The organism is Lacinutrix mariniflava (assembly GCF_001418015.1).
Classification (GTDB): Bacteria; Bacteroidota; Bacteroidia; order Flavobacteriales; family Flavobacteriaceae; genus Lacinutrix; species Lacinutrix mariniflava.
Window position 1 is genome coordinate 57,272 of the sequence record NZ_LIQG01000030.1, and the last position, 21,989, is coordinate 79,260.

Here is a 21,989-nt window from a genome sequence, read left to right on the forward strand (position 1 = left end):
TTAGAAATAAGCATTTTAAGGAAATGACCAAACAATCTGAAGCACAACTAGAAAACAACCTTATTAAACAATTAGTAGGTTTAGGATACCAAAACGTAACCATAAAAGATGGAGACGCTTTAGTTTCTAATTTAAAAGCACAATTAGAAGCGTTTAGAAAATTTAGATAATGAGTAATAAAGACCAAATAGCAATTTTTCAAGATAAGGACTCTGGTATTACAATAGATGTAAAACTAGAAGGAGACACTATATGGTTAGATCAATACCAGCTTGAAGTTCTTTTTGATACGGATAGAACTTCTATTGGTCGTCATTTAAGAAATATTTATAAAACTAATGAATTAGATAAAGAGGCAACTAGTGCAAAAATTGTACAAGTTTAACAAGAAGGAAATATATTATGAGTGAAATAGTAATCTATAAATCTGATTTAAATCAAATTGAAGTATCGGTTCAGTTTGATAAAGATACTGTTTGGCTTAATCAATCTGAAATTACTACCTTATTTGAAAGAGACCAATCTGTAATTTCTAGACACATAAATAACGTTTTTAAAGAGGGAGAATTAGATAAAAAAAGCAATATGCAAAAAATGCATATTGCAAATTCAGATAAACCAGTTGTATATTATAGTTTAGATGTAATTATATCTGTAGGTTATAGAGTAAAATCTAAACAAGGTACACAATTTAGAATATGGGCAAATAGTATTTTAAAAGCGTATTTGGTAGAAGGCTTTGCTATTAACAAAAAACGCTTACAACAAAAAACAGCACAACTAACTGCCTTAAAAAAAGTAGTTGCGTTGCAAGAAAAAGTACTTACAGACTACAATTTAACTACTAACGAAACTCAAGGTTTAATACATGTAATTAGTCAATATAGTAAAGCGCTAGATATACTTGATGATTACGACCACCAACGTCTGCAAATACCACAAACTTCACACCAAGAAGTATTTAAAATTAATTATAACGAAGCAAGAAAAGCTATAGACGAATTAGGAAGGCAAACACATTTTGAAGGCCTTTTTGGTATTGAAAAAGATGATTCGTTTAAAGGCTCTTTGCAAAACATTTACCAAACCTTTAATGGTAAAGATTTATATCCTTATATAGAAGAAAAAGCAGCACATTTATTATACTTTGTAGTTAAAAATCATTCGTTTACAGATGGAAATAAACGTATTGCTGCATTTATTTTTGTTTGGTTTTTAGACAGAAACAACTTGTTACATAACCAAAACGGATTGAAACGTATTAGTGATAACACTTTGGTAGCATTAACTTTAATGCTTGCTGAAAGTCATCCAGAAGACAAGGATATGATGATTAAAGTAATTACAAATCTTTTAATTGAAGATTAAGACATGACTAAACAATCTGAAGCACAGCTAGAAAATAACCTAATTAAACAATTAGCAGGTTTAGGCTACCAAAACGTAACCATAAAAGATGGAGACGCATTGCTATCTAATTTAAAAACACAATTAGGAACATTTAATAAAACGGTATTTTCTACAAATGAGTTTGATATTATTTTAAATCATTTAGAAAAAGGCAATGTGTTTGAAAAAGCCAAAACGCTTCGCGATCGTTTTAATATTACCCGAGAAAATGGTGATAGCTTTTATGTACGCTTTTTTAATAGTGAGGATTATGCAAGTAATCTGTTTCAGGTAACAAACCAAATAACCCAAGAAGGCACGTACAAAAACCGTTACGATGTAACATTATTAGTAAATGGTTTGCCATTAGTACAAATAGAGTTAAAGCGTCGTGGTTTAGAAATAAAGGAAGCTTTTAATCAAATTAATCGTTATCAAAGACATTCGTTTTGGTCGAATAGAAGTTTATTTCAGTATGTGCAATTGTTTGTTATTAGTAACGGTGTAAATACAAAGTATTTAGCCAATAATAAGTTGCAATCGGTTAAGCAAACTTTCTTTTGGGCAGATGCCAACAATAAAAATATTACAGAATTAACAGCATTTGCTAATTCATTTTTAAACCCAAACCATTTGGGTAAAATGATTGCTAAATATATAGTGCATAACCAAACGCATAAAATTTTAATGGTCTTACGTCCATATCAATTTTATGCAACGGAGCATATTGTAAACCAAGTTGCTACTAGTAACGACAATGGTTACATTTGGCACACAACAGGTTCTGGAAAAACATTGACGTCTTTTAAAGCAAGTCAGTTAATTATGGATTTGCCAGACGTACATAAAGTGGTTTTTGTGGTTGACCGTAAAGATTTAGATTACCAAACCATGTTAGAGTTTAATAGCTTTAAAAAGGATAGTGTAGATGTTACGGACAATACACAATCTTTGGTTAGGCAATTAACAGACGATTCTAAATTGGTATTAACTACGATTCAAAAGTTAAATAATGCCATTTCTAAAGCCAATTACAACAAAAGCTTATCGCATTTAAAAGATAAAAAAGTAGTCTTTATTTTTGATGAGTGTCATCGCAGCCAATTTGGACAAACACACAAAACCATTACCGAGTATTTTAAAAAGAGTCAGCTATTTGGTTTTACAGGAACACCTATTTTTAAAGACAATGCCTCTAAAAACGATTTAGGAAAACGCACCACCAAAGACTTATTTGGTAACTGTTTACATAAATACGTGATTACAGATGCTATAAAAGACCAAAACGTATTGCGTTTTGGAATTGAGTACGTTGGTAAATACAAACAAAAAGGAAATACTTTAATTGATATTGAAGTTGAAGCTATTGATACAGCTGAGGTTTTTGTAGATCCAAAACGATTAGAGAAAATTGCAGATTATATGATTGCGTATCACAGTCAGAAAACCTTTAATAAAGAGTATTCGGCCTTATTTGCAGTAAGTAATATTAATACGCTAATTGCTTATTACGATATTTTCAAACGTAAAAAACTTTTAGGAGAACACGATTTACGTATTGCGACTATTTTTAGTTACGGAACTAATGAAGACGATGAAGATGCACAAGATTATATTCCTGGAGACGCTTTGCCAAAAGCAGCAGAACCGCAAGCGGAATATAAAACCAACCATAGTAGAGAAAAGCTAGACGAATACATTACGGATTATAATCAAATGTATAATACTAGTTTTTCTACAAAGGATAGTCAGCAGTTCGAAAACTACTTTAAAGACATTAGTAAGCGTTTAAAAGAACGTGAAAAAACAACGTTTCAAGACAAAGACCGTTTAGATATTGTTATTGTAGTAAATATGATGCTAACAGGTTTTGATGCTAAAAAAGTAAATACACTTTACGTTGATAAAAACTTAAAGTATCATGGTTTAATACAAGCGTATTCTAGAACTAACAGGATTTTAGGCGAACAGAAGTCGCAAGGAAACATATTGTGCTTTAGAAACCTTAAAAAAGCCACAGATGAAGCCATTACGTTGTTTTCTAATAAAGAAGCGATTGAAGAAATTATATTGCCACCTTACGAAGCTATTGCAGAAAAGTTTGATGATGCTTTAAAAAACTTATTAGAAATTGCACCAACATTTCAAGATGTAGATAATTTACCAAGCGAAAGCGAAGAGTTAGCTTTTATACAAGCCTTTAGAAGATTACTTCGTGCGAAAAATGTATTAGAGTCGTACACCGATTTTGAATGGGATGATTTAGGCATAGACGAACAAACGTTTGAAGATTACAAAAGCAAGTATTTAGATTTACACGATAAAGTTAAAGACGAAAACCAAAAGCATAAAACATCTATTTTAGATGATATTGATTTTGAGTTAGAGTTAATTCATCGCGATCAAATAAACGTAGCTTATATTTTACAGCTTTTAGCTAAATTAAAAGATGCTAAATCTGTTGATGCACAAGCACAGAAAAAAGCAATAATAGATATGCTTTCTGGTGATGTAGAGTTACGTAGTAAACGCGAACTAATCGAAAAATTTATAGAAGAAAACTTACCACATATTAGTGATGTAGATAATATTCAAGACGAATTTGAACGGTATTGGCACGAAGAAAAAATATTAGCATTATCTAAAATGTGCGAAGAGGAACACTTAGACCAAAAACAGTTTAAAGCCTTAATAGAAAGTTACACTGACTATGGTCGCGAGCCTTTACGCGATGATATTTTTAAATGCTTAGATAATAGACCAAGTATTTTAAAAGCACGCGAAATAGGAGAACGCATTTTAGATAAAATGAAGGAATTTGTTCAGGTGTTTGTTCAAGGGATGACTGGGTAAATAACGTTACTGCGAGGCACGAAGCAGTCTCATGATGAGTAGAACTAACAATAAACAGATTGCTTCGTGCCTCGCAATGACAAGTAGTAGGTTGTTTTGTCCTCGCAATGACATTAGAAAGGAGCAATGACAGTAATAAAGGCGCAATGACACATATTAATTATGAAACCAGGTTACATTTACATTCTTACTAATAAAAATAATACCACATTATACGTTGGTGTCACTGCCTATTTAAAAGAACGTATACTGCAACATAAAGAAAAACACGATTTAAAATCGTTTACAGCCAGATACAATTTAGACAAACTGGTATATCATGAAGCACACCAAATGATAGGTGATGCAATAGCAAGAGAAAAGCAATTAAAAGGAGGAAGCAGAGCGCAGAAAACAGGTTTAATAGAAAGTATAAATCCAGAATGGTTGGATTTATTTGAAGAACTTTAGTATTACTGTCTTAGTGTCACTGCGAGGCATGAATAAGACCGTCACTGCGAAGCGCTAATAATACCGTCATTGCGAGGACGCAAGACGAAGCAATCTCATGAAGCTAGAACTAATACATTAAGAGATTGCTTCAGGTTTACTGCGTTCCTCGTAAAGCTCGCAATGACTGAATAAAAATAAAACAAGAATAACAAAACCACCCAATGAAAGTACTTACTAAATCAAGATTTAAATTAGGACTAGAATGTCCAAACAAACTATACTACACACGTAAAAAGGAATATGCTAATATTAAATTAGAGGATCCGTTTTTAGAAGCATTGGCACAAGGTGGTTTTCAAGTAGAAGAGTTGGCAAGACTACATTATCCAGAAGGTGTTTTAATAGAAGGCAACGATTGGGATTATGAGTTGTTATGGCAACAAACTCAAGACTTACTAAAGCAAGAAAATGTGACCATTTTTGAAGCTGCGTTTTTAATAGATGGTTTGTTTATTAGAGTGGATGTTTTAGTTAAAACGGGCAATACAATTGAGCTTATAGAAGTAAAATCTAAATCTTTCGATCCTGGTAATGAGTATTTGTTAGTTGGTAAAAAAGGTGCTATGCGTGAGAGTTGGAAACCGTATTTATTTGATGTGGCTTTTCAGAAGCACGTAATACAGCGTTGTTTTCCTGAGTGGAAAATTAACGCATATTTAATGATGGCAGACAAAACCAAAAAAGCGAGTATCGATGGTTTAAATCAGTTGTTTAGAATAAGTAAAAAGGAAGGCAATAGAACGGGAGTTACAAAGAAAGTGAACACTTTAGAAGCCACTGGAAGTCTAGTTTTAGGTAGAAAAAAAATATCAGGTATTATTAAAGATATTGAAAGTAACAAACATAAATACCATACTAATTTAAGTTTTATTGAGTCTGTAGAATTTTTAAAAGACACCTATTTAAAGGACGCTTATGCTAATTGGCCTACAAGTTATAAAGGTTGTAAGTCTTGTGAGTTTAAATGTAGTGCTAACGATAAAGCGCAAGGTCTAAAATCTGGATTTGAAAACTGTTTTACCAATCAGCACCAATGGACAGAAGAAGACTTTAAAACTGAAAATATTTTTGATATTTTTAATTTTAGAAAAGGAAGTAAGTTATTCGAAGAAGGTGTTTTCTTTAAAAACCAGCTGACTGAAGATTCTATTGGTTTAATGGGTGATCCTGAAAAACTAACAACCTCATACAGGCAATGGTTGCAAATTGAAAAAGCGGTTAATAACGATGACGCTGTTTATGTCGATGAAGATGGTTTAAAGGACGAAATGGAAACATGGGTTTTTCCGCTTCATTTTATAGATTTTGAAACCAGTACAGTTGCATTGCCATTTAATAAAGGTGTAAAACCTTATGAGCAAATAGCGTTTCAGTTTTCGCATCATATCTATCATGAAGATGGACGTATAGAACATGCTAATGAGTATATAAATAACACAGCAGGTGTGTTTCCTAATTTTGAATTTGTACGTGCTTTAAAAACGGCTTTAGAAAGTGATGAAGGCTCTGTTTTTAGGTATTCTCATCATGAGAACACGATTTTAAATGCTATTTATTTTCAATTGTTAGAATCTAACGAAAAAGATAAAGAGGAGTTAATAGCTTTTATACAGCACATTTCGCATTCTAAAAACGACAGTGTTATCACTTGGAATGGAACGCGTGATATGATCGATTTATGGCAAGTAGAAAAGAATTTCTATTATAACCCATTAACAAAAGGCTCGAATTCTATAAAAGCGGTTTTACCAGCAGCATTGGCTTCAAGTTCGTTTTTAAAAGAAAAATATGCGAAACCTTTAAAGGATATTAATGTAACGAGTAAAAATTTTAAAGACAACCATACGTGGTTAACCTTAGAAAATGAAACCGTTATAAGTCCTTATAAAATGCTACCTGCTTTATTTAAAGAGTGGAGCGAAGATGAGATTGAAAACACCTTGTCAGAAATTGAAGACATAGATAATGGAGGTGCAGCATTAACAGCTTATGGTAAATTACAATATACAGATATGTCTAAAAAAGAGGTAAAAGAAATTACGTCTGCTTTACTTAAATACTGTGAGTTAGATACCTTGGCTATGATTATGATTTATGAACACTTTAGAGAGTTGGTGAAATAATATAAGAATGAATATAAAGGAATTAGTAGGTGAATTTAATATTGTTGGCAACAACCAAAACGAAGAAGCAGCAACCTACAAAGGAACGCTGACTTTAGCACTAGACGATAATAACCGCATTGTTGCAGAGTGGCTTATTAGTAATAGTCAAAAGCAATATGGAACAGGTTTCTTTAAAGATAATATTTTAGTAATTAATTTCAATTACGAAGGAGAGGAGCATGCAATTTTTAAAGGAGTAGTAGTTTATAAATGCATTACTAAAGATATTTTAGATGGTTTTTGGTCCGAAAAACACGGAAATCCATTGTTTCTTGGTTCAGAACGCTGTTTTAGAGTAGGCGTACAAAAAGAAGAATTACATTAAAACGGTTATATTTTGGATCAATACCAAAAGTTGTGGGATTTAAAAATTAAGCAAAAATAGTTGTTAGTCTAAATAAGAAGAATTCTACGTTTCTAACACCTCTAAATTGTGCTCTAAAGGCTTTTATTTTAGCATTGAAAGATTCAGCAGAAGCGTTAGTACTTCTGTTATCAAAATAGTTGAGTATATTTTTATAGTGTATTGACATTGTTCTAGCAATGGTATTGAAGCTTTTAAATGCTGCTTGTCTTACTTTTTCATCCCATTTAGCTAAACGTATTAAAGCAGAAGTTTTTCCTTTAGTATTATTAAATATCCAAGATAAGTTTTGACACAGCTTATATGCTTTTTCTAAATCTGGATAATGTTCAAAAAGTATTTTTGCTCTTTTTTGCTGATTTTTAGTCCATTTACTATTTGATTTGTATAGCAAGTAGCGGCTTCTAGCCAATAATTGTTTTAGTGTATCTCCATTACTAAACAGTATCGGAGTATATTTTTCATTATTATTTCTTGCCTTTTCTATAGCACTGTTCTCAGCATCAAGTGCATCCCATCTATGCTTAATTCTAATCTGTTGTAATGCATCTAACGCAAGCTTTTGAACATGAAATCTATCAATAACTAATGTTGCTTCTATAAATGATTTTTTAACTATTAATCCCATGTTTCCAGCCATATCTAAGGTCACTTCTTTTACTTTTCGTCTTTGTTTTAATGGAATTTTACTGAGTATTTCTATAACAGTATCAGCTTTAGTTCCTTTAACCATACACACTATAGCTCCTTTTTTACCTTTTGCTTTTTTATTAGTTAGTATAGTGTATAAATCGCCATTTGAAAAAGCTGTTTCATCTAACGAAAGATAGCTTCCTATATTCTTTGGAAATAGTAGCCATTGCTTTGCATGTACTTTTTGATTCCACTGCTTGAAATCACTTAAATAATCTTTGTATTGCCTTTGTAAATTTCTCGAATTTACACCGTAGAATTTAGCTATAACTGTTGTGTTAGAAGCGTTATTACTAATAGAGTTCTTTTAAAAAAGCAGCAAAATCACTAGTTATTCTAGTTCCTTTTGCTACTAATTGCCAATCTCTTGTAACTACTTTTCCTGTAGCTTTGTTCAGCCATCTACGCCTTGTTATGTGTAGAAATACATTCTTTCCACGTATAGGAAAATCTTGAACAGTGGCTTCGGGAAAGAAGCCTTTAGAATGAAGAGTAATACTTTTAAATTCTTCTGGAGTTTTATTTAATTCGGTAAAGTAAAAATGAATATCTTCACCTTTAGTATAATGTTTAGTCATCTCAAAATACTTTACAAGTACTTCTGGAAGTAATAAATTCGCTATAGCTAAGAATCTTTCTGAGGACATCGAAATTTTTAATCCAAAGTTCACTTATTTTTTGCTATCCCACAACTTTTGGTATTGATCCTATATTTTCGTGCCTAGCCGTGAAAAAAATGCAATATTAGGTTTAAAATAAGGCATAAAAAAAACGGTTTAGTATAACTAAACCGCTTATTCTCAATTGTTTCAATGTTGTAGCGAGAATGGGGCACGATCCCATGACCTCCGAGTTATGAATTTAAAAAAAGAAATTCAAAACGCCTGTTTATAAGGGTTTACACGCTATATGTTTTTAAAATCGTATGCAATCGTATGCAGTTTAACCTTATGGTTAAATAATAAATTTAATGCAATTTAATAAAATTTATAATTTAATGAAATAACTTCTTCAAAAAAACAATATATAAATATAAGCGCCTGTTAATTAGCGAGTTATTTGTTGTTGGTGTTTGTTGGTAGTTGTTTTTAATTAAAAATTAAAAAAATACTTTATGATTTTGAGGTTTCCCGTAAAGCACTGTTTAAAAAAGGTGTTATATTTAAACCCTACCTTTTAAAATAACCGTTTAAATTATAGGTAGACTAACCAACGATAACAGATGTATAAGTTTATTTGTAGATTTAAATTCATTAGTTATTAAATCGCTATTAATGAATATAAATACCAATTTTAATTTCCTAAGGGATTCCTATGGCTCATTGCTACAATTAGCATTGTTAGAGGAACGTAATTTCAAGACAAGACTCGTTTACAACTTTAGGGGCATTCCGAATATTTAATCAAACACAATTTTAATGTATTCTAGGGTAGAATTTTTAGTTGATATAAAGTGAAAGCCTTAAATGTGATTTTATGATACATAAAGCAATAATTTTTTTATTAATGATATTTAAAATCATTACAAATGCAAATAGATAGTTATTTTACAAAACAGATAGATGTTAGAAAAATTATTTTGGAACATCTAGATAGTGCGACGATAAAAGTAATTGTTGCTGTTGCGTGGTTTACGGATACAATATTGTTTAATAAATTATTAGAACTTCAAGATAAAGGTGTAGTTGTAGATTTGATAATAACCAAGCATAAATTCAATACAGACAGTAGAAATAATTATCATTTAATTAATGAAAATGGATTTTTTGCAGAAATAGGTAGTGATGATCAACTAATGCACATGAAGTTTTGTGTAATTGATTATAGTGTTGTTATAAGTGGTTCAGCAAATTGGTCAAATAGAGCATTTACGGTGAACAACGAAGAAGTAACTATCGTCTCTGGAAATCAACTTAGAACAAATAGTTTCGTAGAAGAATTTGAGCGTTTAAAAGAGCTTTCTGGAAAAATCATAAAATATGAAAATGCTCTTGATATTTCTAAAGCATTTAAATATTTTAAATTAATTAAAGCATTTGTAGACTTGGGAGATACGTCGAGCATTCAACCTTACATTCATGAGCTAAAATTAATTGAAGAACTAACACCGATAACAAATTTGCTTTTAGCAGGTAATTATGACTTGGCATTTTTAGAAATTGACAAGTTTGAGAAAAACTATACGCAACTTGTTGATGTTACAGCTATTGAAAAAGCACAAATTGTTTCACAAATAAAACTTCTTTCATATCAGATAGAAACATTAGAAATTGAAAAAACAGAAATAGAAGCACAAATAGAGCAATTTAATCATAGATATATTATTGAGCTTAATCCGCTGATATCAAAAATTCTAGCTCTTAAAAAGAAGATTTATGAAAAATTAAAAAAGCACGGTATCGTAGATGATACTTTTGAGAAAATTGAAGAAGAGTTTAATCAGACAAACAAGGAGTATCAAGAGGAGTTAGAAATTGAAATTCCTGAATTAAATAAAGTAGATTCTGCCGATTTAAAGAAAATGCATAGAGAGGCTGTAAAATTATGTCATCCAGATTCTCCAAGTTGCATCTATGAAGATAAGGCAGAAGCCGCAAGAGTCTTTAGTGAATTAACAAATGCAGTAAAAGTAAATGATATTGAAAGGGTGAAATTTCTTTGGAATGAATTAAAACTAGGTAATCCTATTTCAGATATTGATATAGTTAAAGAATTAGTACATTTAAGAGTGAAATTAGAAACTTTAAAAGCAAAATATAATTATTTATTTAATGAATTATCTCTATTACAAATATCTGAAATTTGGAAAATGATTTTAAAAATTGAAGATTGGAGCCTGTATTTTGAAAATCAAAAAACACTTTTAGAACAGGAACATGAAAGTTTAATTGAAAAATATGTAGATCATGAGTAAAGAATTACAAAATACTGATAATGCTAAAAAAGGTAAATTAGACTTACTTAATATAAATACGTCAGCGCTTACAGCTAGTTTAGGAGGTTTGGTTATTCCAAGATTATTTTATCAACTAGTTGTTTTTGTGCTTGATGGTTCTGGTTCTATGTCTTATCCAGGATTATCTGGTGAAAGTAAAGGGAAGGAAGTCGAGAATGCAGTTAAACAAGTTTTTGAAAGATTACTTAACAGTAAAAACAAGAATTCTTTTGATATAAATATTTGGGCTTATGCCAATGAAAGTGTAAAAATATCGAGTACAGTTTCTATTGATTCGTTTGATTTAAATCAAAATGTTAATCCTTGTGATTACATCGACAGATATGATGCAACAAATCTAATTTCTACTCTTGAAGCAGTTAAGGTAGAATCTAAGGATTACATTACACTTCATAAAAATAAAAATGCACAAGTATTAGTAGTTATTCTTAGCGATGGTGCTCTTGATGAATATGAGCAGTCTTCAAAGTTATGTGATAGTATTAAAGAACTTGAAAATGTTACTGTTTCTTCAATTTTTTATGAAAGTAAAACTTGGCAAGAAAACTATAATGTTCATGATATTGAAACATTACAAAAAGATATGGAGAGTCTTGCTTCTGATAAATCTTTATTTACTTCTACTTTAGACCCAGAAGAAATCAGAAAACACATGATTAAAAGTATTTCAACCGTATCAAAAATAGATTAATGTATTTTTCAGCACAACACATAGACGTAAAACTGAAACAAGATTATGCGGATTTTTCAACTGAGAAAAACAGAAAAGCTTTAGTGCTTTGCGATGGGATTGGAGAATTTACTAGTTCAGGAAAGGTTTCAGAGGTAATTGTAAACCAATTTATAGGTAAAGATTATTCTAAATTATCTGAGGTAATTGTTGATGAAGAAGTTCAAAAACTTAAAAATGATAATGTAATTGGTGGTACAACTTTTATCAGTGCCATTAATAAAAATCAATCAGATAAGGTCCAGCTAGAATATCTTGGAAATGGAGGAATCATACATTTACATGGTGATTTTGCAACGAATGTAAATTCCGAAGAACCTTATAGGTATGGGGAACTAATGATACCTCATATAGCACCTAACGGTGCTTTAACTAAGCATATTTCTCATAACAGTGAGAAGAGAGAATTAGCGTCATCTAAAATACAACTTACCTTAAATTACTTTACAGGAGACATATTATTATTGTTTAGCGATGGTATATCGTCACTTGAAGATAAGGTGATTTTAAAAGATAACGAAAACAGGTTTTGGAGAAACGAAAATCCTGCAATTCAATTAATTTTAAAAGAATTAAATCTGTTTCTTTTAGATATTAATAATAAAGAGTCCTTTGAGGACGATTTAATAAATTTTAATACGTCTATTCTTAAAAAATTAAAAAGTGAAAACTATCTAGAAGATGATGCTTCATTAGGAATCATTATTACTGAAAATGTTTTAAATCATTATAAACTAAAAATCAATGATTAAATCAATTTCAAGTATTACAGATATTTCTGTTATAAATCAGAATAATGAAAACGATATTTTATCTTTTTCAAAAATTGAGTTTGATGATAACGCTTTAGGTTCAGGTGGTTTTGGCTCTGTGCATAACGTCCAAACCATTGATGGAGTTTCGAAATCAGAATTTGTCTTAAAAATCTTCACAGATGAAGCACATAAACAGCATGCTTATGATGTTGTAAAAATTTTACATGATAAATTAAAAAAGCATCAAGAGAAAACAAAGACACCAACATATCATGATATTCCAGAATTATTAGGGCTTCCATTCTTAGTTTTTAAAGGATATGATGCTATATCAGATAAACATTGTGTTGCTTTTTTAATGTATAACCTTGAAAAGTTGAACTACGAAGATTACGGAAGTGATACAGCTAGTTTAGAGGATTATAAAAGTTTAAGCATTCCTGATAAGTTGTATTTAGGGTATCAATTAGCCAAAACAATAGATTTTTTACACCAAATAGAGTTTATTCATGCCGATTTAAGTGAGAATTCTTTATGGTTTAACGCGAAGAGAGTACAATTAGCTATTATTGATTACGACAGTGGGTTTCATTTTGATACACAAGGAAAACCAACCACAGTTGGAAAGGTTGGGCATTGGATTGGGAGACGTTTTAGAAATATTATTGGTCAAAAAAATGATTCGTCTGATTTAACAACTCTTGATAGACTTTACGAAGAGTATTGGGTTCTAGCAAATGCTACTTTTGAAGTAATATTTGGTGTAATGCCATTCTTCTTTTTATCGGATACAGATGATAACACAAAACAATCTTATTTAAAAGAATTTGAATGGCCTAATATTGATTATGCCTCTCCTCTTCTTAATAAACAAAACACGCAACAACATCAAACAATAATATCTTTTATAGAGCAGTTAGAAAATGCAGGTGTTAAAGAGTTAATTACAGCTTTTAAAACAGTATTTAATAAAGGTTATAAAAACGAATCTAAAAGATTAACAGCAAAGCAATGGAAAGATTTACTTTTAGATCTTAATAAATCTGTAGATAACATTCCATTAATTAAAAGTTTCTCTTCCAATAAAACGACAATCAATCGAAAAAACGAAGACGTCATATTTTCATTTGATCTTCATAAATTTAATGCGCTTTATATAAACAATATTCTTATTCCTATACATCAAAAAGAAATAAGCTTACCTATAGAAGATGAAGCTAAAATTACTTTTAGAGCTGTTAATGATTTTCAGGTTGTAGAAGATTTTATCGAAATAAAAGCAATAAAAGTAGATCCTCAAATATTAAAATTTGAAGCCTCTAACTACTATCGAGATTCTTTATCTCCAATAAATTTGAATTGGAGTGTAGAAAATGCTAAAGATGTGGTGTTGTCTGAAATGCAAACCTCTTTTCCTATTTCTAGTAATACAGATGTTGAGCCTTTAACAAAAACAACTTATAAGTTAACAGCTAATGGTTTTTTTGATGAAATAATAACAAAAGAATTAACCGTCGATGTTATTGTACCAATTATTAAATCCTTTAAATGGGAGGTTAATCTTAGTGAAGGCATTGATAATGTAGATTTAAAATGGGAAACAGAAGAAGCACAAAGTATTCAGATTATTCCTGATGTTAGGAGTAACAGACCTAGTGGCTTAGCTCATGTTCCTATTAATAAAGAAACTACATTTAAATTAATAGCCAAAGGTTTGTTTAGTGAGGTGGAAAAAGAGATTACTGCACATCCATTTCCTGTGCCTATTGTTAAACAAATATTTGCAGAAGCTCCAAAAATTGAAATTAATGCAAATATCGATTTTTCAGAATCCAATTTACCTAAAGAGTTGTTTGCTATCAGTAATGTTCAGTTTACAAATAACGTAAGTTTTAATAATCTTGAAATTGATTCAACAGAATTAAAAAACACTTTAGAATTCCCAAAATTTGAAGATGAAAACACCCTAATTAATAAATTCAGTAAAAAGAAAATCACACTATCAGATGTTTATGATAGTATACTTAATACAATACAAAATCGCTTAAATAAATGAAAAACCTAATTAAATATCCTTTTCAGAAAATATATAAATTTTTCTTGTGGTCTTCTGGTGCCGATTTAGAAATACTTAAAGAAGCTCCAACAGATACAAATAAGTATTTTGGAATTGGCGGTACAATAATTTTCACATCTTTAATGGCTTCCTTTGCTGGGGGTTACGCTTTTTTTACTGCGTTTAAGGTTGAGGTTTTTGATGCTAACGGTTTTGTGATTGGGTACACATTGTTAAGTGAGTGCTTAGCGCTGTTTTTTGGATTATTTTGGGGCGCTTTAATATTTAATCTTGATAGATATATAGTATCAACATTTGGTGTTGGAGATGGTAAAAAAACCATTTCTAGACAAGAATTAATGGAGGCAGGTCCAAGATTAATAATGGCAATGTTACTAGGTTTTGTAATTGCAACCCCTTTAGAATTGAAACTTTTTGAGAAAGAAATTAATGCAGAAATCAGCACCCAAATTGCAATAGTAAATAATACTATAATACAAAGTGGAGAGAGTGATCCCATATTAACAAGATTAAAAACAGAGCGTAATGAGCTGCAAACTAATATTGAAAACAGAAGTAAGCTAGTAGAAGATAAACGATCGTTTTGGGAAGCTGCTAACAAGGATAAAAATGACGAATGGAATTTAGGTAAGTTTAGTGGTAAAAAAGGAAAAGGTGGTTATTATGACGATCTTAAAAAGGTTGCTGATGATGCAGAAAGGGCCTATACAGATACCAAAAACAGTACAACTAGTCTAAATGAAAAGGACTATAAAGTAATTGATGATATAGATGTGAAAATTAACCGAAGAGAAAGTACTACGCAATCCGATATTCAAAATCAAAAAACAGTTCAAGCTCAAAATAATGGTTTAATTGCCAGATTAAAGGCTTTAGATAATTTAATGTATGAAGAGGTTCCTTTTTATGAGATTGTAGAAGGTGAAAAACAATTGGTTAAAGTAACTAAAGAAAAAACAGTAGTTTGGTATGCAAAGTGGTTAATCACACTATTATTTATATTTATTGAAATTGCGCCAATTATGTTTAAGATGATGACGGAAAGAGGAACCTATGACGATATTTTAGATAGAATAAAGCACGAAGCAAAAGTGAAACAACTGTTATTACAGTCAAATACTAATCAAGAAATTAATACGGCAGTTAAAGTACATACCGATAAAAATTCTCAAAAATTAAATGCCGAATTAACAGCTAATAAAGATTTATTAGAATCTATAGCAAGTGCACAAGCAGAAATTGCACAAGTAGCCATTGAAGCTTGGAAAAAAGAACAGTTGGAAAAAGTGAAAAATAACCCAAGTTCTATGATTAAGTCTTAATATATTGCACTTGCAATAATGAGAAAAACGACTTTAATTAATACAACGAGTTCAAAAATAGTTACTATAAATGACCAATAAAAAACTAACGCTGTCATGGCTAGAGGGCTTCCTTATGGATGCCTGCGATATTTTAAGAGGAAACATGGATGCCTCTGAGTTTAAAGAATACATTTTCGGAATGTTATTTTTAAAACGTTTAAGTGATAAGTTCGAAGAAGATAGAGCTGCTCGATTAAAAAGTTTACAATCTAAAGGACTTACAGAAGAAAAAATAGAGCAATCTTTAGAAAAAAAGAACAACTACCAATATTATGTGCCTGCGCGTGCCCGTTGGGATTATAAAACCACCAACGAAGAAGGACAGGAAGTAAACGATGGAATCTTACACCTTAAAAAAGATGTAGGCGATCATTTAAATAAAGCCTTAGAAGCTTTAGAAGAAGAAAACCCAGATAAACTTTCAGGTGTATTAACCAATGTAAACTTTAATAGAACCATTGGTAAAAATAAAAATGCATTAAGTGATGAAAAACTAATTGAGTTCATTACACATTTTGATAAAGTTATACTGACAGACAATCGTTTTGAGTTTCCTGATTTGTTAGGTACAGCGTACGAGTATTTAATTAAATATTTTGCCGATAGTGCTGGTAAAAAAGGAGGTGAATTCTATACACCAAACGAAGTAGTAAAACTTTTAGTGACCCTTTTAGAACCTGAAGAAGAATCGTCTATTTACGACCCAACTTGTGGTTCTGGTGGTATGCTAATTGAAAATAAAAACTATGTAGAAGCACGTTATGGGGATGCGTCTCGTTTAAGTTTTGCAGGTCAAGAATTAAGCGGAACAACGTGGTCTTTATGTAAAATGAACATGTTGTTTCATGATATTTTTGATGCCGAAATTTTACAAGGAGATACCATTGCAAATCCCTTGCACGTAGAAAACGGAGAATTAAAACGTTTTGATATCGTTATTGCCAATCCACCTTTTTCTGCAAACTATAGCGATTTTAAAAACTATCGTGATCGCTTTCATTACTGGATGCCAAAAAAGAGTAAAGCCGACTTTATGTTTGTACAACACATGATATCTGTGTTAAAAGATAATGGCCGTATGGCTGTAGTAATGCCACATGGTGTTTTGTTTAGAGGTAGTGAAGAAAAAAGCATGCGCCAATGGTTGGTAGATCGTGGGTATTTAGAAGCCGTAGTTGGTTTGCCTTCTGGCTTGTTTTATGGTACAGGAATTCCTGCATCGGTTTTAATTATTAATAAAAAAGGAGCTGCACAACGTGAAGAGGTTTTGTTTATAAATGCCGATAGAGAATACAAAGAAGGCAAAAATCAAAATAAATTACGTCCAGAAGATATTGCGAAGATTAGCTATATCTATAAAAACAAAGAAAATTTAGAAGGCTACGCTAGAAACATTTCTAAAGTCGCTTTAGACAAAGAAGACTATAATTTTAATATCCGTAGGTATGTAGACAACAGTCCGCCTGCAGAACCGCAAGATATCAATGCGCATTTACATGGTGGTATTCCAACGGTTGAGGTAGTAGCATTACAATCGTATTGGGAGAATTATCCAGACTTACAAAATGCTATTTTCGAAGCATCACCCAAAGAAAACTATCATCAATTTAAAAAAATGATTGATGCCAAAGAAGATATAAAAACATTGGTTTTAGCACACGAAGATGTGTATAAAAAACGAAAAGCCTACACAGATTGCGTAAACGATTGGTGGACAAACAATGTATCTAAACTAGAAGCCTTACCAACTCAAAGAAATGTATTCGACTTATATAAAGACTTTGCTGTTTCTATTGCTACCAATTTTAGTCAATTAGGTATTTTAGATTTACACAAAAGTAGAGGTGCTTTTGCTTCTTATTGGGACAGTTTAGAAACCGATTTAAAATCGATTGCAGCAAGTGGTTGGAATGCAGAATTAATTCCTGCGGATGATATTCTAAAATCTCAATTCCCAGAAGTATTAGAAGAATTAGCCAATAACGAAGCAAGACGAGACGAGTTAGAAGCTTTGTTTAACGAAGTAAATGAACTAGAAGAAGGTGAGTTTGACGAAGATAATTACGACGTATTCCCAAAAGAAGCCTTAAAAGATTTAAAAGACAATATCAAGGTTTTTAATGCAGACATACGCGAGCTTAAAAAAGAAATAAAAGCCTTAAAAATTAGAATAAAGGCCAACACAAGTTCTACTGTCACCCTGAGCGCAGTCGAAGGGTCTTCTTTAACCGAAGCATTAACCCAAAAACAAAAAGCCCAAACCCAAGCCGAAACCAAAAAAGCAGTTATAGAACAACAACTAGCAAAACACACCTCATTAACTTTAGAGCTAAGAGATTGCAAAGCAACCATAGCAGAAATAAAAGCAAAAAAAGAAGACTTGGTTGCCAAAGCAAGAGAAAGAATAACACCAGAGGAAGCCAAAGTTTTAATATTAGCACGTTTTAAAGAAACATTACACAACACTGTAATGGATTACGTAAACCGCTACGAACGCGCACTAATTACCGAGCTAGAAACACGCTACATCAAATACCAAAATACCTTGGTGAGTATTTTAGAAAGTAGAGAAACCGCGGCAAACCAATTAAATAACTTTTTAATGGAATTGGGTTATGAATAAAACTTTGGAAGAATTAGCTGTAGTTCATTATGGTAAAGATTATAAAGCGAATCCAAAGGGAGATGAGTTTCCTATATACGGAACAGGTGGAATAATGGGATATACTTCTCTAAAGTTAAATTCTGGACCTGCAATATTATCTGGACGAAAAGGATCAATAAATAATCCTTTATTTATTGAAGGAGATTTTTGGAATGTTGATACAATTTTTTGTGTTAAACCTAGGGAAGGAATAGTACCTAAATGGTTATATTATAACTTTATAAATACTGATTTAACTAAGCTTAATGAAGCGACAGGTGTACCAAGTGTTAGTGCTAGTAACTTGTATAGATTAACTTTTAAATATTTTGATTATTCACAACAAAAAAAATAGCCAAAATATTATCTACAGTAGATACAGTTATAGAACAAACCGAAACCGCTATTGCCAAATACCAAGCCATAAAACAAGGTTTAATGCACGATTTGTTTACACGCGGTATAGATGTAAATACAGGGTTGTTAAGACCAACAGCAGAAGATGCACCAGCGTTGTATAAAGAGAGTGCTTTGGGTTTGATTCCTAGAGATTGGGAAGACTCAATATTTAAAAAGTATCTAATTAAAAACTTATATGGTCCAAGGTTTAGCGGAGAGGACTATGATTCCGAAGGAAATGTAAAAACAATACGAGGAATGGATTTTTCTAAAAATGGAGAAATTTTATATGAACAAGCACCAATAGCTTTACTTCCTAAATCAAAAGTTAATGCACATTTGTTAGAGAAAGGAGATGTTGTAATGGTTACTACAGCAGATTGTGGTTTAACAGCGGTTTTTGAACAACAAGATTTTCAATTTATTCCGAGTGCATATTCTGTAAAATTTAGATTCAATGAAGAAGTTGAACCGTATTTCATTAAGTTTTTTATGCAAACTGATAAAGCTAAAAGGTTAGTCAATAAATATGTTAGGCAGGGAACTTTGGGTAATTTGCCAGGTTCGGATGTTGTAGGTTTCAATATAGCTCTACCTAAAATCGAGGAACAAAAAATAATTATTAATAGATTGAAAGGAGTTGAATCAAAAATCCAAATCGAGCAAGAAGCCTTAGCCAAATACCAACAACTAAAAGCAGGTTTGTTGCAAGATTTGTTAACGGGTAAGGTTGCTGTTAAAATAGAAAACGTGTAAAAAACTATAGTTATAAAAAATAAGTGCGATGAGTTATAAAGATGAAATTAAGAAACATTTAATAGCCTATAAAAAAACAGCATTTACTGATTTTAAACATGGATTTTGGATGAGAAGTAAGCCTCCAAAGGAGCTTGAATACGCTTTCAGAAAAAAGGATGAAACAAATAATGATGAAGATGAAAATATTATTTCATTTTATCAAAAACAATTTATTGAAAGTAGGTTTAGTGTTGTAAAAAGGCATATGTGTTTTCATCATATGAACTCGTCCCAAGCTATGTGTTTCAACTTCTTTTACCCTTTATATAAAGAAAATTGTTTAGAAACAATTACAGAATATTTAGGGTTTAAAGATGAAAAAGTTATTGAGAAAACAGTTCTATTTGAAAAACTATCTACAATCGATTCAAAAAAGGGTCACCGGCCAACAAACTTTGATTTCTATTTTGAAACCGAATCAGGAAAGAAGTTTTTTTTCGAAATCAAATATACTGAGTATGAATTTGGTAAAGCAGCTGATGATAAAGGCCATAATAACAAGTTTGAAAATGTATATAACACAAATAATATTTTTAACCCAATTCACGCTTCCTACAGAGAAAAACAATTGTTTTTTAAAAATTATCAAATCATTCGTAACTTGATTCATGTAGCGTCAGATTCCTATGTAGTTTTTGTTTATCCAAAAGATAATATTAGAATAAAAAAACAAGCAGTTCTGGCAAAATCCGAAATTATTAAAGAGACTTTTCAGAAAAATTTATTTACAATTGAATGGGAAGATATGTTCAAGAAAGTAAATGATAAAGTTAAGGTACCAACTCTAAAAAGTCAAATGGCCGAATTTGGAAAAAAGTATTTTATTGATACAAAATGAATAAAGAAAATTTAAAAGATGTGATGAGTTATTTTATAATAGCTTGTGATGTTCTTAATAAGTTTGGGAGAAATGTTTGGTAGAAAAAAAACAATAATAACCAGTATCTGAAAAATAAATTATTAAAAGGTAACAAGAAAGTATATGAAAACAACAAATAACCAAGCCTACGATTTTATGGGTAAACTAGCCATAGCATTAAAGACACAAGACATACAAATTACTTTCGATGCTTTAAAAGCTATTTTAAAAGAAAAAGGGATGCCATATTCAGAAGATAGTAATTTAGGTATTGGTAGATCAGTATCTTCTGCTTACAAAGCCTGGGCAAAAATAGACATTGTAGTGCATCACGCAATTGCTGATAGTTTTACATCACGAGATGGCAGTCATGCTTGGGATTAGGCGGTGCAATAATAGAGAAACTCAATAGTATTTAAACCAAACAGCAACTTTTACCAAGTGCTAAGAACTAAAAGTAAGTTTGTTGCAAGATTTGTTAACGGGTAAGGTTGTGGTTAGTGTAGATTAAAAAAAGAAAACATGTTTGATTTTAATTTAGTAGTACAGGAGGCAGAGAAAGTGGCAAAGTTTTGGTCATTTTCTCAAAACTGGTTTGATATTCTTTCTTTGGTATTAACTCTTTTAAGTTTATGGTTAGCTTTTTGGTTAGGTGAAAGAGGTTACAGACGTGATAAAAAAGATAAAATAAAAGAAGAAAAAGAACTTATTAACTCTGAGATTAAACTTTTTAAAAACAACTTAAAGCAATTATTAAAAGCTATTGATGGTCAGTTAAAGGGTTTAAAAAAATACCAGAATGATAAAAATTTTAGTCTTGAATTTCATGCTAACGTTCAAGTGGATTTTCTAAAATTCATTGATGTTAAACATGTATATGAATATTTTGGATTTAAAAATAAAGAAACAATAGATAAGGTAAATAAGCTTTTCTCTAATCTATTTGCTCTTAATGATTTTAGAGATTCCTTGCGAGACTCTGTGAGAACATATATTAGTAGGTATACCGATTTCGAAAAAGGTTTTTATTTATACAGAAAACTTATGTATAAAATGATGCATGAAATAGCAAATGAAAGAGCTATTGACATAAGACCTGAAGTTGGTGGTTATCAAATAAATTTTGGAACAAATCAATTCGCTCAACAATTTTTCAGGCTTAATCAGTCTGTATTAAATCATCCAGATTTGCAAGATGCCAATGGTATGGTTATTAGACCAAAATTAATTGAACTGTTTATTATGCCTGCAATAGAATTAAGTAAACAGTTTATTCCAGCAAACCATGATGCCATTCAAGTTTCGGATGTCGCTAACGAAGTTAATTCCTCTTGGATTAATATGGAAGTGGTTACCAAAGCCCACTTTAATGAAATTGATGCGCATATCGACACGCTTGAAAAAGTAAAAGAAAAAATTAATGAGTTTTTAGAATTAAAAAAAGATTAACA

The 21,989-nt window shown here is 30.9% G+C and carries 20 protein-coding genes; 18 read left to right on the plus strand and 2 right to left on the minus strand.

What is annotated here, in order from left to right:
* The first annotated feature begins 23 nt into the window (after positions 1-23).
* The 7 genes from ASC44_RS18130 (at position 24) to ASC44_RS15480 (ending at position 7,224) form a co-directional block, all read left to right on the plus strand.
* Positions 24-170: a hypothetical protein gene (locus tag ASC44_RS18130; RefSeq protein ID WP_161805030.1), complete on the plus strand. Its 147-nt coding sequence runs from the start codon at positions 24-26 to the stop codon at positions 168-170.
* Positions 170-385 (plus strand): virulence RhuM family protein, encoded by a 216-nt coding sequence (locus tag ASC44_RS15455; RefSeq protein ID WP_055448529.1) that lies wholly within the window; start codon positions 170-172, stop codon positions 383-385. The genes ASC44_RS18130 and ASC44_RS15455 overlap by 1 nt, the downstream gene beginning before the upstream one ends.
* A gap of 17 nt (positions 386-402) precedes the next feature.
* Positions 403-1,368 carry a virulence RhuM family protein/type II toxin-antitoxin system death-on-curing family toxin gene (locus ASC44_RS15460; RefSeq protein ID WP_055448530.1) on the plus strand — a complete coding sequence of 322 codons (966 nt, stop codon included), beginning with the start codon at positions 403-405 and terminating at the stop codon, positions 1,366-1,368.
* Between the two features lie 3 nt (positions 1,369-1,371).
* Positions 1,372-4,242 (plus strand): type I restriction endonuclease subunit R, encoded by a 2,871-nt coding sequence (locus ASC44_RS15465; RefSeq protein ID WP_055448531.1) that lies wholly within the window; start codon positions 1,372-1,374, stop codon positions 4,240-4,242.
* Positions 4,243-4,404: 162 nt separating this feature from the next.
* A complete protein-coding gene (locus ASC44_RS15470; protein WP_055448532.1) occupies positions 4,405-4,692 on the plus strand; it encodes a GIY-YIG nuclease family protein in 288 nt (95 codons plus the stop codon).
* A gap of 203 nt (positions 4,693-4,895) precedes the next feature.
* Positions 4,896-6,857: a DUF2779 domain-containing protein gene (locus ASC44_RS15475; RefSeq protein ID WP_055448533.1), complete on the plus strand. Its 1,962-nt coding sequence runs from the start codon at positions 4,896-4,898 to the stop codon at positions 6,855-6,857.
* Positions 6,858-6,864: 7 nt separating this feature from the next.
* Positions 6,865-7,224: a hypothetical protein gene (locus ASC44_RS15480; protein WP_055448534.1), complete on the plus strand. Its 360-nt coding sequence runs from the start codon at positions 6,865-6,867 to the stop codon at positions 7,222-7,224.
* A gap of 46 nt (positions 7,225-7,270) precedes the next feature.
* Here ASC44_RS15480 and ASC44_RS15485 read toward each other — a convergent pair whose 3' ends face one another.
* Together ASC44_RS15485 and ASC44_RS15490 are read right to left on the minus strand one after the other, a co-directional pair.
* Positions 7,271-8,254: an ISAon1 family transposase gene (locus ASC44_RS15485; RefSeq protein ID WP_083476243.1), complete on the minus strand. Its 984-nt coding sequence runs from the start codon at positions 8,252-8,254 to the stop codon at positions 7,271-7,273.
* A complete protein-coding gene (locus ASC44_RS15490) occupies positions 8,250-8,603 on the minus strand; it encodes an ISAon1 family transposase N-terminal region protein (RefSeq protein ID WP_055446579.1) in 354 nt (117 codons plus the stop codon). Before ASC44_RS15490 ends, ASC44_RS15485 begins: the two co-directional genes overlap by 5 nt.
* An 881-nt stretch (positions 8,604-9,484) precedes the next feature.
* On the opposite strand from ASC44_RS15490, the gene ASC44_RS15495 reads away from it, so the two are divergent.
* The 11 genes from ASC44_RS15495 to ASC44_RS15545 all read left to right on the plus strand — a co-directional run bounded on the left by ASC44_RS15495 (position 9,485) and on the right by ASC44_RS15545 (position 21,987).
* Positions 9,485-10,870 (plus strand): phospholipase D-like domain-containing protein, encoded by a 1,386-nt coding sequence (locus tag ASC44_RS15495; protein ID WP_055448535.1) that lies wholly within the window; start codon positions 9,485-9,487, stop codon positions 10,868-10,870.
* A complete protein-coding gene (locus ASC44_RS15500) occupies positions 10,863-11,603 on the plus strand; it encodes a vWA domain-containing protein (protein ID WP_055448536.1) in 741 nt (246 codons plus the stop codon). The genes ASC44_RS15495 and ASC44_RS15500 overlap by 8 nt, the downstream gene beginning before the upstream one ends.
* On the plus strand, positions 11,603-12,394 hold the full coding sequence (locus ASC44_RS15505) for a hypothetical protein (RefSeq protein ID WP_055448537.1): 792 nt from the start codon (positions 11,603-11,605) through the stop codon (positions 12,392-12,394). The genes ASC44_RS15500 and ASC44_RS15505 overlap by 1 nt, the downstream gene beginning before the upstream one ends.
* Entirely contained in the window at positions 12,387-14,453 is a 2,067-nt protein-coding gene (locus ASC44_RS15510; RefSeq protein ID WP_055448538.1) for a protein kinase family protein, read from the plus strand. Before ASC44_RS15505 ends, ASC44_RS15510 begins: the two co-directional genes overlap by 8 nt.
* Positions 14,450-15,796: a DUF4407 domain-containing protein gene (locus tag ASC44_RS15515; protein WP_055448539.1), complete on the plus strand. Its 1,347-nt coding sequence runs from the start codon at positions 14,450-14,452 to the stop codon at positions 15,794-15,796. The genes ASC44_RS15510 and ASC44_RS15515 overlap by 4 nt, the downstream gene beginning before the upstream one ends.
* A gap of 70 nt (positions 15,797-15,866) precedes the next feature.
* Complete coding sequence (locus ASC44_RS15520) at positions 15,867-18,461, plus strand: type I restriction-modification system subunit M (protein ID WP_241491440.1); 2,595 nt, start codon at positions 15,867-15,869, stop codon at positions 18,459-18,461.
* Between the two features lie 4 nt (positions 18,462-18,465).
* On the plus strand, positions 18,466-18,837 hold the full coding sequence (locus ASC44_RS15525; protein WP_161805031.1) for a restriction endonuclease subunit S: 372 nt from the start codon (positions 18,466-18,468) through the stop codon (positions 18,835-18,837).
* 83 nt (positions 18,838-18,920) lie between these two features.
* Positions 18,921-19,637 carry a restriction endonuclease subunit S gene (locus tag ASC44_RS15530; RefSeq protein WP_055448541.1) on the plus strand — a complete coding sequence of 239 codons (717 nt, stop codon included), beginning with the start codon at positions 18,921-18,923 and terminating at the stop codon, positions 19,635-19,637.
* Positions 19,638-19,665: 28 nt separating this feature from the next.
* Entirely contained in the window at positions 19,666-20,517 is an 852-nt protein-coding gene (locus ASC44_RS15535) for a PGN_0703 family putative restriction endonuclease (protein WP_055448542.1), read from the plus strand.
* Between the two features lie 144 nt (positions 20,518-20,661).
* Positions 20,662-20,922: a hypothetical protein gene (locus ASC44_RS15540; protein ID WP_055448543.1), complete on the plus strand. Its 261-nt coding sequence runs from the start codon at positions 20,662-20,664 to the stop codon at positions 20,920-20,922.
* A 138-nt stretch (positions 20,923-21,060) separates the two neighbouring features.
* A complete protein-coding gene (locus ASC44_RS15545; protein WP_055448544.1) occupies positions 21,061-21,987 on the plus strand; it encodes a hypothetical protein in 927 nt (308 codons plus the stop codon).
* The last annotated feature ends 2 nt before the right edge of the window (positions 21,988-21,989 follow it).

Excerpts from the sequence above, each read along its gene's own strand:
- ASC44_RS18130 (WP_161805030.1), top strand. The coding sequence starts at position 24 with ATGACCAAACAATCTGAAGCACAACTAGAAAACAACCTTATTAAACAA.
- ASC44_RS15455 (WP_055448529.1), top strand. The coding sequence starts at position 170 with ATGAGTAATAAAGACCAAATAGCAATTTTTCAAGATAAGGACTCTGGT.
- ASC44_RS15460 (WP_055448530.1), top strand. The coding sequence starts at position 403 with ATGAGTGAAATAGTAATCTATAAATCTGATTTAAATCAAATTGAAGTA.
- ASC44_RS15465 (WP_055448531.1), top strand. The coding sequence starts at position 1,372 with ATGACTAAACAATCTGAAGCACAGCTAGAAAATAACCTAATTAAACAA.
- ASC44_RS15470 (WP_055448532.1), top strand. The coding sequence starts at position 4,405 with ATGAAACCAGGTTACATTTACATTCTTACTAATAAAAATAATACCACA.
- ASC44_RS15475 (WP_055448533.1), top strand. The coding sequence starts at position 4,896 with ATGAAAGTACTTACTAAATCAAGATTTAAATTAGGACTAGAATGTCCA.
- ASC44_RS15480 (WP_055448534.1), top strand. The coding sequence starts at position 6,865 with ATGAATATAAAGGAATTAGTAGGTGAATTTAATATTGTTGGCAACAAC.
- ASC44_RS15490 (WP_055446579.1), bottom strand. The coding sequence starts at position 8,603 with ATGTCCTCAGAAAGATTCTTAGCTATAGCGAATTTATTACTTCCAGAA.
- ASC44_RS15495 (WP_055448535.1), top strand. The coding sequence starts at position 9,485 with ATGCAAATAGATAGTTATTTTACAAAACAGATAGATGTTAGAAAAATT.
- ASC44_RS15500 (WP_055448536.1), top strand. The coding sequence starts at position 10,863 with ATGAGTAAAGAATTACAAAATACTGATAATGCTAAAAAAGGTAAATTA.
- ASC44_RS15505 (WP_055448537.1), top strand. The coding sequence starts at position 11,603 with ATGTATTTTTCAGCACAACACATAGACGTAAAACTGAAACAAGATTAT.
- ASC44_RS15510 (WP_055448538.1), top strand. The coding sequence starts at position 12,387 with ATGATTAAATCAATTTCAAGTATTACAGATATTTCTGTTATAAATCAG.
- ASC44_RS15515 (WP_055448539.1), top strand. The coding sequence starts at position 14,450 with ATGAAAAACCTAATTAAATATCCTTTTCAGAAAATATATAAATTTTTC.
- ASC44_RS15520 (WP_241491440.1), top strand. The coding sequence starts at position 15,867 with ATGACCAATAAAAAACTAACGCTGTCATGGCTAGAGGGCTTCCTTATG.
- ASC44_RS15530 (WP_055448541.1), top strand. The coding sequence starts at position 18,921 with ATGCACGATTTGTTTACACGCGGTATAGATGTAAATACAGGGTTGTTA.
- ASC44_RS15535 (WP_055448542.1), top strand. The coding sequence starts at position 19,666 with ATGAGTTATAAAGATGAAATTAAGAAACATTTAATAGCCTATAAAAAA.
- ASC44_RS15540 (WP_055448543.1), top strand. The coding sequence starts at position 20,662 with ATGAAAACAACAAATAACCAAGCCTACGATTTTATGGGTAAACTAGCC.
- ASC44_RS15545 (WP_055448544.1), top strand. The coding sequence starts at position 21,061 with ATGTTTGATTTTAATTTAGTAGTACAGGAGGCAGAGAAAGTGGCAAAG.